Here is a 15120-nt window from a genome sequence, read left to right on the forward strand (position 1 = left end):
ATTTTTCTTGGACTTTCGCACACTATTCGGACAGGGGCAAAAACCACAAGCTAAACGATGTTTTTTACAACACATTTCAGGGCTTTACCCATCCGCTTTCAATCAGCGGTAAACTTGAAAAAAGCGGCAGAACGCCGCTTTGATGGATGCTAGGACTCATGATCATTTTATTTTGATTTTTCAATCCAATGATCAAAACTGAATTTACCTGCACCATGTAACATGAGAAATAATAAGCCGCCAGACATCGCCAAATTTTTCATAAAGTTAATACCATCCTCAGCACCGCCATGGAATAAAAACGCAGTGATTAAACTAAATACGGTTAGACCTAGCGCTGCAAAACGTGTTTGAAAACCAAACAATAAAGCTAAGCCACCACCCAACTCGACTAAAATGGTGATCGGAAGTAGCCCTGCCGGTACACCCATTGACTCCATATAACCTGCGGTTGCAGTGTAAGCCGTAATTTTGCCCCAACCTGCCACAATAAAAATATAAGCCATCAAAATACGTGCAACGAGACTGACTACCGAATTGATTTGCGGCTGTTGACTCAGATTTTTCACCATCAAATTTGGATTAAACATACTGAAACCTATTTTTAATACTGTTCAAAAGATGTGCTTAGATTAGGTCGTTTCTTATTCTCTTTAAATATGCTTTTATAATACTCATCATTTCATATATAGAACGATTTTATTGATAATTAATTACGTTTTAATACTGACTTTGCTGCCCCAGACTGATAGCATCAGACCACTATTTTACGCATATACGCCCCATGGAACTGATTGATTTTATACTACATGTTGATGACCATTTACTCGAGTTCATTACCAATTATGGCGTATGGATTTATGCAATTCTGTTCCTGATTATTTTTGTTGAAACCGGTTTAGTCGTCATGCCCTTTTTACCGGGTGACAGTCTTCTGTTTGCAGCAGGTGCTCTCGCTGCGTCAACAGGTGCCATGGATCCGTGGGTTTTGGTGATTTTGCTGTTTATCGCGGCAGTCTTGGGCGACACGCTGAACTACCATATTGGTAAATATATTGGCCCACGTGTCTTTGAAATTGAATCACGCTTCATTAACCGTCAACATTTGGTGAATACGCAGAAATTCTTTGAAAAACATGGTGGTAAAACCATTATTTTTGCCCGCTTTATTCCTTTTGCACGAACCTTCGCGCCTTTTGTCGCAGGTGCAGGCAGCATGAACTACAAGTACTTCCTGACTTTTAACATGATTGGTGCGATTTGCTGGGTTGGCTCATTTATCACTTTGGGTTATTTATTTGGCAATATGCCAATCGTGAAAGATAACTTCACCCATCTGATCTTCGGCATCATTATTATTAGTGTTTTACCGGGTGTAATTGGTTTTATTCGAGCAAAATTAAAGAAATAAACCGATGTGGTGAACACCTTTAAGCAAAAAAGCGCAAAACCACAGGGAACATACATAAAATCAGCATCAGGGCCGATCCTTTATATAGAAGATCGGCCTTAATTTTTTGAGTCTTACCCGCCAAAATCGTCCGTCCAAATGACATCCAAAACAATGCAACTGGTAGCAAAACCACGCTAAATACAGCGAAAACCAAAATAAAATTTAATGGGCTAGCCCAAGTTTCAATCGGGAAAATACCTGCAGCAAAAAGCAAGGCTTTCGGATTTTTTAACGAGGAAATGAATAATTCACGTGGTTGAATTGAAGGATGTTTTTGATTGTACTGATGTAAATGCGTCGATTTCCACAAATGAAAAGCCAACCATAAAACATAGGCAATACTGAGAAAATGTAGCAAGTGAATTAAATTCGGCCACACTGGAGCGCTTAAATGAATAATCAACGCCCACAAATTAATGGCATAGAAATAGCCCAATAATTCTGCAGGAATCAGCATGCAGGTCTTTGCAATGCCTTGTTGATGTGCAGAGCTTGCCATTAGTGCATTGCTAGGTCCCGGCGTCATCATCACCGCAATCATTGCCAATACAAAAAGCCAACTCTCAATCATAAATATCCAGACAATGTTTCAAAGCGCACACCTTAGCCGAAATGAATTTAAAAAAACAAGTACGCGCTAGGTCAGTTTTATCCTTGTACAAGTCAAGGTGATTACGCTGAATATTCAAGATCAGAAGGAGGCATTAAAATTTACGAATGATATTTAATTTAATTTTTTCATAGATTTAAATATTTTATTGGCTCTAAATAGTGCAGTTTATTTGGCTCAAAAAAAATGCCAGTAGACGCCTCGCCTACTGACAAATTTTATTACACTTTTCTCATAGCACAGGCCTAAGCCTCTGCTCATGATCCGTTTATGATTTTGCTGCAGTAGCCGAATTTGTGCGAACGATAATCGGACAACCCTTAAATTTTGCTGCCTGTACAATCGCTTCTTGCTCACCTAGAACTCGTGAAAGTTCGGTACGTTTGGTATTTGAAGATTGTCCCATATTGACCGAAATACTCGGACCAATGCCCCAACCTCCACGGCTGCCCCAGCCACCACCAAGGCCAACACCGACACCAACGCCTGTGCGCTTCGGCGTTTCTACACCATTTTGAATATAGTCGTGGATTCGGTTGTATTCGCTTTGCAATTGCTGGCAACTCAAAGACTGATACTGTGTAGGTGAAACATAGCTAGGTTTAGGCGTACTTGCACATGCACCCAATACAACAGCAGTGAAAGCAACTAGACCACATTTAAGTGCATTCATACTTTTCTCGATACTACTTTTGCTCAATTTCATTGAACAATGATTGATAGGCTTGCGTCAATTTATGATCTGCAGCCAAATGGATTAAAGGTTGATTTTTATGATGAGATTCTTTCATCAGCACTGAAGGCGGTAACATGCTGTCCAATACAGGAAGACCTTCATCTTTGAGTTGTTGTACAACTTCACGCGGTAACTTCGCCTGTGCTTGAAATTGATTGACCACAATGCCTTCAATTTCCAAACGATCATTATGATCATCCTGCGTTTCCAACACATTTTCGATCAGGGTCTGTAAAGCTCGTTTTGAAAACACGTCACAGTCAAATGGAATCAGCACGCGATCTGCCGCAATCAACGCAGATAAAGTAAAAAAGTTAAAGGCCGGCGGTGTATCAATAAATACTCGATCATATTGACCACTCATCTGCTGTAAAGCATCACGCAGTTTGTAGATTTTATGCTTAGATTCTAGGGCATGTACCAACGGACCCAAAGTTGGACTCGCTGGAATCACATCTAAACGTGGATACGGAGAGGTATGCACATAGCTTTCCAAACCTTTGGCACGACCCTTCAAAATCGAACCAATGGCATTTCCCAACAAACCTTTACTTTGTTGCGTCCCCAAGACTTCTTCAAAATAATTTTCAATATTGGGTTCAAGTGCGGGCTTATCTGCTGAGTAGGTCGCATCATCCCCCAACAAATATTGACTTGAATTGGCTTGAGGGTCGAGGTCAATCACCAAAGTTTTTAAACCTTGGTGCGCGCTTATCGCAGCTAAATTGACCGTAATACTCGATTTCCCCACACCACCTTTTTGGTTAAATACCACACGCGTACGCATTCAAAACCCTCTAATCTTTGTTTTTCTACTCAAGCCTTGAAATCGGCCATGTGGATAAGCCATTTATCCAAAAACTGGTTTGATTATAACCAATGTAATGATGAAAATAAGTGCAACAGCTGCAATAAATAAGCCCGCACGGCGCTGAACCAATAAAACACTGTCATCTTTTTTATACGCTTTAGATAAAGAAGACAGCAACGCTAGAAATAGTACAACTTTGGCATAGAACCATGGCTGCACATCAAAGTTCTTCATAAACAATAAGATAATTCCTGTCACAGCAATTAAAGCCATTGAGCCATGTTGCAATGCAACAAAAAACTTACGACCTGATGGATTCGGTAAATTGCCCTGCGTCCCTTTAAACAGCGTAAAAGCACGAATGAAAATGGCAGCACAGCCTAAAGCCACGCCACACATATGAATGATTTTAATGATTAATTGCGTTTCCATGGCTCACCTTAAGATGACTTAGGTGCATGCGCACATTCAGGGCTAGTGGTGTCTTGACCTTTCCATTCTTCGGGTAAAAACGCATGAATAGCCAAGGCATGAATTTGCCCCGGACTAAGTAAATCACCGGCTGCGGCATAGACTTTTTGATGACGTTGCACCAAACGCAAGCCTGTAAAAGCCTCACTCACGATCACCGCTTTAAAATGCGACTCTTTACCTGGGAAATAACCACCATGACCTGCGGACTCATTCACCACTTCAAGATGTGTAGGCGCTAATGTCTGTAGACGCTCAATTAATTGCTGTTCTAAACTCAAAACGGCTCTCCCAAATTCAAAAAAGGTTCAACTGGTCTTAGTATAGCCTGTATTTGTTGAAGTTCTTGTGTCGCAAAGTTGCTGAAACCATCTGAATTGCATGATTTCATCAAAATGGAAGCCTTTGACCTGCAAAATATTCCAATTTTCAAACAAATTGTTTTTATTTTATGCAAACGATGCACAGTTTTTCATAAAGTTATTGACCTGAAAAATCCTTAATGTATTATACGTGGCTATGCGGGAATAGCTCAGTTGGTAGAGCATAACCTTGCCAAGGTTGGGGTCGGGAGTTCGAGTCTCCTTTCCCGCTCAAAATTTTTTCATTCGGTTTTTTATTTAAAAAATTGGATAGACTCCGCGGGAATAGCTCAGTTGGTAGAGCATAACCTTGCCAAGGTTGGGGTCGGGAGTTCGAGTCTCCTTTCCCGCTCCAAATTTTTTTCGATTCAGTTTTTTAGTAAAAAAACAGGATAGACTCCGCGGGAATAGCTCAGTTGGTAGAGCATAACCTTGCCAAGGTTGGGGTCGGGAGTTCGAGTCTCCTTTCCCGCTCCAAATTCAAAAAGCCCCCATCAAAAGATGGGGGCTTTTTTATTGTTGATTTTATTAGGTTTTTTAAAATAAGAAAGCCTTTTAGACTGCTTTAAAATAACGTCTATCCCAACGTCTTCAATTTGCATGGTGACCATAAGTGACCAAAAAGTGCCTTCAATAAATCAAAAAGATAAGAAACCCTTTCTAAAACTGCTTAAAAAATTATTCCACCGAAAATTTCTATGTCATTAGACTTCTATTATTTTCAATTCAATATTTTTACAAGATCAAATAGGATCGTGACCAAATTTGGTCACGCAATAAAACTCTCGATAAATACAGATCATTTTAAGTTTTTAAAATTCAGCCCTACTTACTCAATATCTACTTACTTGTCCCACAATCAAAAATACTCTAAAAAAATTAAGGTGACCAAATTTGGTCACCTTAATTTCATAAATATTTCATCGTCTTAAGATTCTTCAACTTGTAATTTCAGAAGATCTCCTACCTCTACACTCAATAATAAACAAAGCTTCTCAATAGTTTCAAAATCAATACGAGTCGATTGACCATTATAAAGTTTATGCAGAGTGGTTTTACTCATCCCTGTTTCACGCGCAACATCCGCAACCTTCATTCTGCGTTCTGCTAATAAGACTGGCAAATTGCAAACTATCATTAATTACCACCATTGTGTAATAAAGTACTTGCATGATGTATTAAATGCTTATAGTATTGCATTGTAATCTTAAATAACATCATTGTGATACTTTTTAAAAGGATATACATATGAACTTCACGTATCTTACTACAAAAGAACTTTCGAAACGAATTCATTACAACGAGCGTACTATCCGAAATCAACTCAAAGATAGCGTCTTACTTGAAGGCGTTCATTACATTCGCCCATTTGGTGGGCGCAAAATTCTTTTTGTTTGGGAACGCATTGAGGAAGATATGACAAAAACCTCGTTCGGCTCTCTTCATAGCCTACAACTACAATAGGAGTTCAATCACATGGCCTCAATCCGTACAAGATACGGCAAGCTTACAATTGATTTTCGCTACTTAAATAAGCGTTGCCGTGAAACAACTGCAATGGAAGATACACCTAACAATCGTAAAAAACTTGAAAAAGCGATTGAACGTATGGAAGCTGAAATGCTCTTGGGTGTATTTGATTATGCTAAATATTTTCCCAAAAGCACTCGACTAGCAGAAATTAAAGATGCCGAAAACCTAATCAATGCAGTAGGTTCTAAGACACCTATTTTTTCTAAGTATTGTGAAATATGGGTTGCTGACAAAGAAATTGAATGGCGTAGCAGCTATGCAGAAAAAATTAGGATTGTTATTCGAAAATACTTAACTCCATATTTTGGAACAATTCCCGTTATTAACATCAAAAAGTCAGACATCCTTGGATTCCGTTCATCTCTCGCCAAAGTGACATACGGAAATAACCAAGAATGCCTTTCACCATCACGAATCAACCAGATTATGACAGCACTTCGTATGATACTAGATAGCGCATCCGAACGATATGATTTTGATAGTCCTTACAAAAACATAAAAAGTTTGAAAGAAGGTCGGATTGAAGTCACACCTTTCTCTCTTGAAGAAGTTCAGCGAATTATTACATCTGTTCGCGACGACTTTAAACCTTATTACACAATCCGATTCTTTACAGGCATGCGTACCAGTGAAATTGATGGCCTTCAATGGAAAAACATTGACTTACAACGTCGAGAAATCCATATCCGTCAAGCGCTTGTGAATGGTGTTTTAGGTCGAACAAAAACGTATGGATCAGACCGCACCATTCAAATGAGTGAGCGGGTGTATCAAGCATTTCTTCAACAGAAAAGCCTCAACAACGGAAAATCGGACTTCGTCTTCTGCAACCGTGATGGCGGTCCCCTAGACTACCGCTTAGTTAATAAGCGTGTATGGCACCCTATCCTGCGCTTTTTGGGATTAACTCCTCGTCGCGCTTATCAGACACGCCACACAGCTGCCACACTTTGGTTATCTGCTGGAGAAAATCCTGAATGGATTGCACGCCAGCTGGGACATTCGACCACTGAAATGCTGTTCCGAGTCTATAGCCGTTACATCCCCAATGTTACGCGTCGTGATGGCAGTGCATTTGAAGCCATGCTGGAAAAACTAAATACTGAGGAGCTTGCACATGAATAATAAAGCTTTCTTTGGTGGTGTAGTCGTCAGCCCTGAAGCAGATATGGTCGCTCGTGAACTCATTCATGAGCTACACATTCCCAAACTGCACAATCTGGCCTTTTTGCTGAAAGTTAACAAATGCTTCGATGATCATCAGGCATTGAGACTTTGGCTACAGCGAATGCTGGATGATGGACAAGCCCATTACGATGATTTAGCCCGACAGGCCCGCATCCGGTTAATGAGTCTCGCTCACTCATAAAACAAACATACAAGGTCATCTAATCGGTGACCTTAGCCCCTCTATACCCATAAAAAGGGAAAAAACCATGCATAAAAATATTTCAATTTGGATGCCACTCTATATTGGCGACTTACAGGCAAAATTTGCACGAATGACCGCTGAGCAAATAGGTGCAACGTTGCTGTTGATGATGGATTTCTGGAAAAATGGTGCTATTCCTCATGATCTAGCTACTGTCTGCAGTATCACCAAATTATCACAGCACACAAAAGCTAAAAGCTTACTGAAAATGCTCATGGTATTAGAACTATTTGAAGTCGAATCTGAACAAATTTGTTCAGACTTCTTAACTAATTTAAAGAATCAGGCATTACAAAACCAGCAAATGAAATCTAATAAAGCAAAAAATGCTGCTCAAGCACGCTGGAATAAATCCGCAAGTAATGCTCAAGCACACCCCAAACAACCACAAGAAAATGCTCCAGCATCTATTGAGGATACCCTACGCATTACTCAAGCCATACTTGAACCATGCCCTTCATCTTCATCTTTATCTTCATCTTCATCTTCATCTTCATCTTCATCTTCATCTTCATCTTCAAATTTTGACCCAAAAAATGAAGATTTTTTAGAAAATTCAAAATGGATTTGAGGAGGTTTTAATGAATACCACGCCTAGAATGCTTCAGTTTAACGCAGAATTAATGAAAGAGCTTTGCCCTACCCACCATATACCCCTGATGAAAATTGCAGGTCACAGGCTCTGTAAATTATGTGCCAAAGAAACCGTCCATCACTCTCATGCAGCCTATGAGGATGAACTGCAACAGCGATTGCTACAACAGAAAATCAAAAATTCAGGGCTCAATAAACGCTACCTGGATCGTGGTTTCAAGAATTATGTAGTTGCATGCCCTGAACAAGACAATACCATCAAGCTATGTCAGGCCTTTGCACAGCAGATTATTTCTGACCACAACCCGAACATGTTGATGATTGGTACACCAGGTACAGGTAAAACCCATCTGAGTGCATCAATTATTCGCAACATTCTGCATAACAGTACAAAATCTGCACGCTACTATACCAGTGCAGAAATTGCTCAAAAAATGATGGATACCTGGTCAGATGCTTCACGCTCTGAGAAAGAAGTCATCGACCATTTCTCTAGTTTTGATTTATTGGTGATTGATGAATATGGCCTGCATGACCGGCACGAAAAACGCCAAGAAATGGTGCATAAGGTCTTATATAGACGTTATGACAACATGAAATCCACACTGCTGATTTCCAATTTCACTGTCCAAAATATGCAGCGGGATTTAGGTGTCCGATTATGGTCGCGGTTACATGAGAACCATTTGATTGTAGTACCGTGTTATTGGGATGATCAAAGAATAACTTAATCAATTGATACTCTTTCTATGACCTCTTAAAGTTTTAGAATATAAAACTCCAAATAAATAAAGGGCGGTTAACCGCCCTTTATCAAGTCTCACTAAACTCTTAAAGTCATTAGTAAACTACTGACTGATTTAAGAGCAGGTCTTGAACAGATAAATATTCAGTCTGGTTTGTTAATATTAACAGTTCTTGAGAATTACCATTAACTCTATCATTAACACTGATAGTATTAGTTTTAAGAGTTTCATCATAAGAAATATTTAAGAACTCATTAAGATTCGACGAGTTAACTTGACTGTTATCTAAGAACTCAGAAAAGTCTAATTGGTCCTCAGATATTTTAAAGTCACTGACATAGTCTATAGCAGTTACACCTGATGCATTTTGCAACAACTTAATAATGTCCTGACCATCATTCATTATAAATAATTCACTCACAGCTGGATCACTGATAAATAGATTATCGCCTGCATCACCAATAATTATGCTTTGGACAAAATATTCAGCATTAAGTGGGCTATTTTCACCAGAATTTTGATAAACATCATCTGAATACATGCTACTTTCATTATCAAAACTATAACTTTCCACACTTGTCAATGATGTTGCCGCTGGCATAGTTAACCCAAATGCTCCAAAAATCTGGCTAGCTGTGATTTGGCCTCCAGTTTCGAACGCAAAAGTTTCAACAACATAATCACCGCCTAAGAAGAAATCCTTAACAGTGACTTTATTCGTATTACTACCATCCAATTTCAGAATCAAGTCATTGCCAGACATATTCAAGTAGTTACCAATTTGGCTAAATGTAATACCATTTTTGAAGACGACTTTATCATTGCCGGAGACCTCATTAATCATTAAAGCTCCAGTTGTATATTCGTAAGTTGTATCACCTTCGACTTCAGATGATCCTGTTTCTGTTCCACCACCAGTTGATGGCAATGTCAGACCAAAAGCTCCAAAGATATCGTCAGCCGTAATTTCTTCTCCTGTCGCAAACTGGAAGGTTTCAACTAAATTATTACCAGCAAGGAAGAAATTCTTTACCGTAATTTTATTTGTTGTACTTCCATTGACTTTAAGAATGAGGTCATTACCTGACATGGTCAGATAATTACCAATTTGGCTAAATGTGATTCCGCTCGCAAATACAACTTTGTCATTTCCTGATACTTCAGTAATAGTAAGATCACCTGAAGTATAGTTATATGTAGTATCGCCTTCCGCATTAGCTGCTCCGCCTCCAGTACCAGGCATTGTTAAACCAAATGCAGTAAAAATTTGATTTGCTGTGATTTGTTCACCAGCTGCTGTTTGGAAGGTTTCAACTAAATAATTACCTGCGAGGAAGAAATTTTTCACAGTTACAATATTGGCAGTACTTCCATTTACTTTAATAATTAGATCATTTCCAGACATAGTCAAATTAGAACTAATATGACTAAAGGTAATACCGCTTGCGAATACAACTTTGTCTGTACCTGACTGTTCAGTAATGGTTAGAGCACCACTCGTATAGCTATAAGTAGTGTCACCTACTGGGTTTGGTGTTTCACTACCAGTACCTGGTATAGTCAATCCATACGCAGTAAAAATTTGGCTCGCTGTAATCTGCTCACCTGCTGCTGTTTGGAATGATTCAACCAAATAATCACCTGCAAGGAAGAAGTTCTTCACTGTAACAATATTAGTAGTGCTTCCATTTACCTTAATGATTAAGTCATTTCCAGACTTGGTCAGGTTAGAACTAATTTGGCTGAGAGTAATGCCGCTAGCAAATACAATTTTATCTGTACCAGACTGTTCGGTAATTGTTAAGGCACCAGTACTATAGTTATACGTTGTATCACCAGCTACATTCGGTGTTTCTTCCCCACCATTATTGTTAACCTTAGTTGCAATTTGGGCTGCTGTAATCGTATAGCCACCATTCGGTTGTACGGATGAAATCGCTTTTTCTCCACCTAAGAAATGATCTTTCACCCGGATAGATTGATTTGAGTTGTTATCAATCGTAATGAGTAAATCATTATTTTCTTTAGTAAATTTTATACGATCATCCGTAATACCTTGATCCATCAACCAGATGACATCAGTACCACCACCAGTTTGATCAATTACATCAGCGCCATCAGCCAAGTAATAATAGTATTTATCATCACCTGCACCACCATCTAAGGTATCAATTCCAGCTCCCCCAATCAGTGTATCGTTGCCAATTCCACCGTAGATTGAATCATCACCAGCCCCGCCATCTAGATAGTCATTACCGGCACCACCTTCCACACGATCATTACCTGCCTGAGCCCAAATCGTATCGTTACCATCCAGACCTTGAATCAGATCGTTTCCTGAAGTGCCATAAATGGTTTCAGCATTATTGGTACCTTCAAGAACCGTATCATAGAGTCCACCATATGCTTGGGCTTTAATAATTCCCTCGATATCCTTTGCAGAGATTGGAATCTGGTTATTTGCATTAACTGATGAAATCGCCTTTTCACCTCCAAGGAAATGATCCACAATTCGTACAGACTGGTTAGCATTTTGATCAATGATTACGATTAAATCGTTGCCATCTTTGTTGAAGCTAATGCGGTCAGGAGTAATGCCGTAGTCCATCAGCCACAAGACATCTGTTCCGCCTCCAGTTTGATCAATCACATCAGGGCCATCAGCCAAGTAATAAAGATACTCATCATCACCTTCACCACCATTCAAGATGTCTGTTCCAGCTCCCCCACTCAGTCTATCGTTACCAATTCCACCATAGATAGAATCGTCACCAGCACCGCCATACAGCGTATCATTACCCTCATCGCCATGTAGGACATCATTCCCCTCATTTCCTTCCAAGTAATCTGAGCCTGCACCGCCATATAACGTATCATTACCAGTTTGCCCCCAAAGCGTATCATCACCCTCTTGACCATAGATAATGTCATTGCCTGAACCAGCATAAACTTTGTCATTACCAGCCCCCATTTCGAAAGTTTCATGGGTATTTCTATACCCCCATACTTCGTCATTATCAGCTGTACCATGATACGTTACATGATTTTCAATATAACTATTATTCCAGATCGTTAAATCTTCAAACTGGATTTCATTAATCTTATGATGACCGCCAACAAAATAATTTTGGACTGTAATTTGATCAACATTATTTCCATGCTGAATAAGCAAATCATCACCAAAACGATGCAGGCTAATATCAGTTGTTGCAATATTCTGACCAAAACGCAATACGTCAAATGATACAGCGACATTGCTATAGTTCTGACCTGCTGGACGCTCAATAATCGTGTCCTGACCATCACCTAAATTAAACAGGTAGACTTCATCCCCAAAAGAACCATAAATGGTATCGTTACCTTGACCACCCTCAATATAGACTGCACGCTGCGCCTCTGTCAGTTCAGGATCTGGAATGACATGATAACCATCAGCATCCAAAATAAATTCACCCTCATTGGAACTATCTACAAAATGCATCTGATTAATATCAACTACTAGAACATCATCCCCTGATCCACCATCAAGCAATCCTGCTTGGTTATCATCCAAACCTGTTAAAATTAATTGATCCGTACCATCTCCACCATACAATTTTCCTTGGCCAGTTAAAATATCATTTCCAGCTTGTCCTTCTAAGATACCTTGCCCATTAAGAACATCATTTCCTGCTCCACCAAGTAGATGTCCAGCACCCTCAATCTCATCATCTCCATCTCCGCCATCTAAATACCCGGATGCATAGATTTTATCGTTACCATTTCCGCCATAAACAAAATATTGGGCTTCTGGTGAATCTGTATAAATTGAACTGCCGTAAATAATGTCATCGCCATTACCAGCATGGATAATATCGCTGTCTGTTGTGCCTTCAATAACGTCGTCTAGCTCTGTACCTTTGACTGCCTGTATATCAAGATCAGCTTCATTCCATTCTACGTTATTATCAAACTGGACTAGATTAATAGGCTTATTGGATGAATCGCTAAATTGAGATTGAACAATTAACTGATCACCCGTTATGCGGTGAGTAATCACCATATCTTGGCCGACTTTTCTGACAATAAGATTGTCTGGGTCTATATTTATAAATGCTATCGTATCCTTATCAGTTTCATTTTTATATTCATATAGGATGATATCTTGACCCCAACCTGCTTCGAACTGATAAATATCATTACCAGCTCCACCTTCCAGTGTATCGTTGCCTTCACTACCAATGAGTGTGTCATTGCCGGTTCCACCTGCTAAGGTATCATCACCCTCACCGCCTTGCAGGACGTCATCACCATCTTGGCCCTCCAGGCGATCAACTCCTGTACCACCGACCAGAACATCATTGCCTGAACCACCATAAAGTTGGTCATTATCGGCCCCGCCTTCTAAATAGTCATCTCCAGTTCCGCCATATAATTTATCCTGTCCAGTTCCGCCATACAGCTGATCAGAGCCAGTGTTGCCATAAATCTGATCGTCACCCGCTTCACCGGAAATCGTACTTCCTGAAGCATATGCCTGTAGAATGTCTGTGCCTTCAGTACCAAGAAGTACTAAGGCCTTCACCGCTTCAACATCAAGTATCATCTCATCTGAGAACTGGATCTGATCAATACGATAAGCACCCAAAGCATCTGATTGGAAATAGTTCTGCACAGTGATGCTGTTTTCACCATCTAATGTACGGATCACTAAATCATTATTGATACGACGGAAAGTAAAATCTGTTTGGACTTGACCATCTGTAAACTGAATAATGTCTTGACGATTTGCCGAATTATCATAATTGCTGATAATGTCATGACCGAAGTTGGCTGCAAAAATATAGGTATCATTGCCGGTTCCACCATCTAAGATATCATCACCCATACCACCGACCAGAACATCATTGCCTGAACCACCATAAAGTTGGTCATTATCGGCCCCGCCTTCTAAATAGTCATCTCCAGTTCCGCCATATAATTTATCCTGTCCAGTTCCGCCATACAGCTGATCAGAGCCAGTGTTGCCATAAATCTGATCGTCACCCGCTTCACCGGAAATCGTACTTCCTGAAGCATATGCCTGAAGAATGTCTGTGCCTTCAGTACCAAGAAGTACCAAGGCCTTCACCGCTTCAACATCAAGTATCATCTCATCTGAGAACTGGATCTGATCAATACGATAAGCACCCAAAGCATCTGATTGGAAATAGTTCTGCACAGTGATGCTGTTTTCACCATCTAATGTACGGATTACTAAATCATTATTGATACGACGGAAAGTAAAATCTGTTTGGACTTGACCATCTGTAAACTGAATAACATCTTGACGGCTTGCAGTATTATCATAATTGTTAATGATGTCATGGCCGAAGTTGGCTGCAAAAATATAGGTATCGTTGCCGGCTCCACCTTCTAAAGTATCATCACCCTCACTACCGACCAGAATATCATTGCCTGAACTACCATAAAGTTGGTCATTATCGGCCCCGCCTTCTAAATAGTCATCTCCAGTTCCGCCATATAATTTATCTTGTCCAGTTCCGCCATACAGCTGATCAGAGCCAGTGTTGCCATAAATCTGATCGTCACCCGCTTCACCGGAAATCGTACTTCCTGAAGCATATGCCTGAAGAATGTCTGTGCCTTCAGTACCAAGAAGTACCAAGGCCTTCACCGCTTCAACATCAAGTATCATCTCATCTGAGAACTGGATCTGATCAATACGATAAGTACCCAAAGCATCTGATTGGAAATAATTTTGCACAGTTATGCTGTTTTCACCATCTAATGTACGGATTACTAAATCATTATTGATACGACGGAAAGTAAAATCTGTTTGGACTTGACCATCTGTAAACTGAATAACATCTTGACGGCTTGCAGTATTATCATAATTGTTAATGATGTCATGGCCGAAGTTGGCTGCAAAAATATAGGTATCGTTGCCGGCTCCACCTTCTAAAGTATCATCACCCTCACTACCGACCAGAATATCATTGCCTGAACCACCATAAAGTTGGTCATTATCAGCACCACCTTCTAAATAGTCATCCCCAGTTCCGCCATATAATTTATCCTCGCCAGTTCCACCATACAGCTGATCAGAACCATTGTTGCCATAAATCAGGTCAGCTCCGGCTTCACCACTCAGCACATCATTACTGCTGTAGCCTTGAATTGTGTCATTGCTTTCGGTTGGTACAAGGATCTGCTGTTTAATGTATTCAACATCCCACACCGTTTGATCGGCAAATAAAATCTGATCAATACGGTAGGCCGTCGCGCCATTGCTGTCAAAGAAGCTTTGTACTGTGACTTGGTCTTCTGCAGAGTATTTAATAATTAAATCATTGCCTGAACGCTTTAAGCTCACTTCTGCTGGCGCAATCC

The 15120-nt window shown here is 40.0% G+C and carries 14 protein-coding genes and 3 tRNA genes; 9 read left to right on the plus strand and 8 right to left on the minus strand.

Annotated features, from left to right (window positions below):
• Positions 1–167: 167 nt before the first annotated feature.
• The gene (locus FTU29_RS14080; RefSeq protein WP_180122472.1) at positions 168–590 is read right to left on the minus strand and encodes a DoxX family protein; all 423 of its coding nucleotides are present in this window, start codon (positions 588–590) and stop codon (positions 168–170) included.
• Between the two features lie 194 nt (positions 591–784).
• Here FTU29_RS14080 and FTU29_RS14085 point away from each other — a divergent pair, with 194 nt between their 5' ends.
• On the plus strand, positions 785–1411 hold the full coding sequence (locus FTU29_RS14085) for a DedA family protein (RefSeq protein ID WP_078191514.1): 627 nt from the start codon (positions 785–787) through the stop codon (positions 1409–1411).
• A gap of 19 nt (positions 1412–1430) precedes the next feature.
• On the opposite strand, the gene FTU29_RS14090 is transcribed toward FTU29_RS14085, so the two are convergent.
• The 5 genes from FTU29_RS14090 to FTU29_RS14110 all read right to left on the minus strand — a co-directional run bounded on the left by FTU29_RS14090 (position 1431) and on the right by FTU29_RS14110 (position 4362).
• Positions 1431–2024, minus strand: coding sequence for a LysE family translocator (locus tag FTU29_RS14090; RefSeq protein ID WP_168378830.1), 594 nt, complete (start codon positions 2022–2024; stop codon positions 1431–1433).
• 307 nt (positions 2025–2331) lie between these two features.
• On the minus strand, positions 2332–2736 hold the full coding sequence (locus tag FTU29_RS14095; protein WP_180026158.1) for a hypothetical protein: 405 nt from the start codon (positions 2734–2736) through the stop codon (positions 2332–2334).
• 13 nt (positions 2737–2749) lie between these two features.
• Positions 2750–3586, minus strand: coding sequence for a ParA family protein (locus FTU29_RS14100; protein ID WP_180122475.1), 837 nt, complete (start codon positions 3584–3586; stop codon positions 2750–2752).
• 63 nt (positions 3587–3649) lie between these two features.
• Positions 3650–4042, minus strand: coding sequence for a SirB2 family protein (locus FTU29_RS14105; protein WP_180024727.1), 393 nt, complete (start codon positions 4040–4042; stop codon positions 3650–3652).
• 8 nt (positions 4043–4050) lie between these two features.
• Positions 4051–4362, minus strand: a complete 312-nt coding sequence (locus tag FTU29_RS14110) for a BolA family transcriptional regulator (RefSeq protein ID WP_078194061.1) — start codon at positions 4360–4362, stop codon at positions 4051–4053.
• Positions 4363–4602: 240 nt separating this feature from the next.
• Here FTU29_RS14110 and FTU29_RS14115 point away from each other — a divergent pair.
• From FTU29_RS14115 to FTU29_RS14125, 3 genes are all read left to right on the plus strand, one after another.
• Positions 4603–4675 (plus strand) — tRNA-Gly (locus tag FTU29_RS14115).
• 47 nt (positions 4676–4722) lie between these two features.
• Positions 4723–4798: transfer RNA gene (locus FTU29_RS14120), tRNA-Gly, on the plus strand.
• Between the two features lie 46 nt (positions 4799–4844).
• Positions 4845–4920 (plus strand) — tRNA-Gly (locus FTU29_RS14125).
• 451 nt (positions 4921–5371) lie between these two features.
• On the opposite strand, the gene FTU29_RS14130 is transcribed toward FTU29_RS14125, so the two are convergent.
• Positions 5372–5581 (minus strand): helix-turn-helix transcriptional regulator, encoded by a 210-nt coding sequence (locus FTU29_RS14130; RefSeq protein ID WP_180122477.1) that lies wholly within the window; start codon positions 5579–5581, stop codon positions 5372–5374.
• Between the two features lie 110 nt (positions 5582–5691).
• Between FTU29_RS14130 and FTU29_RS14135 the strand changes: the two genes are divergently transcribed.
• The 5 genes from FTU29_RS14135 to FTU29_RS14155 all read left to right on the plus strand — a co-directional run bounded on the left by FTU29_RS14135 (position 5692) and on the right by FTU29_RS14155 (position 8733).
• The gene (locus tag FTU29_RS14135; RefSeq protein ID WP_180122479.1) at positions 5692–5907 is read left to right on the plus strand and encodes a hypothetical protein; all 216 of its coding nucleotides are present in this window, start codon (positions 5692–5694) and stop codon (positions 5905–5907) included.
• Positions 5908–5919: 12 nt separating this feature from the next.
• Entirely contained in the window at positions 5920–7101 is a 1182-nt protein-coding gene (locus FTU29_RS14140) for an Arm DNA-binding domain-containing protein (RefSeq protein ID WP_180122481.1), read from the plus strand.
• Positions 7094–7345, plus strand: coding sequence for a hypothetical protein (locus FTU29_RS14145; protein ID WP_180024729.1), 252 nt, complete (start codon positions 7094–7096; stop codon positions 7343–7345). The genes FTU29_RS14140 and FTU29_RS14145 overlap by 8 nt, the downstream gene beginning before the upstream one ends.
• A gap of 67 nt (positions 7346–7412) precedes the next feature.
• On the plus strand, positions 7413–7979 hold the full coding sequence (locus tag FTU29_RS14150; RefSeq protein WP_180122483.1) for a DUF1376 domain-containing protein: 567 nt from the start codon (positions 7413–7415) through the stop codon (positions 7977–7979).
• A 10-nt stretch (positions 7980–7989) separates the two neighbouring features.
• Complete coding sequence (locus FTU29_RS14155; RefSeq protein WP_180122485.1) at positions 7990–8733, plus strand: ATP-binding protein; 744 nt, start codon at positions 7990–7992, stop codon at positions 8731–8733.
• A gap of 109 nt (positions 8734–8842) precedes the next feature.
• On the opposite strand, the gene FTU29_RS14160 is transcribed toward FTU29_RS14155, so the two are convergent.
• Complete coding sequence (locus FTU29_RS14160) at positions 8843–15103, minus strand: calcium-binding protein (RefSeq protein WP_373423628.1); 6261 nt, start codon at positions 15101–15103, stop codon at positions 8843–8845.
• Between the last annotated feature and the right edge of the window lie 17 nt (positions 15104–15120).

The organism is Acinetobacter sp. YH12086, from assembly GCF_013419345.1.
GTDB lineage: Bacteria > Pseudomonadota > Gammaproteobacteria > Pseudomonadales > Moraxellaceae > Acinetobacter > Acinetobacter amyesii.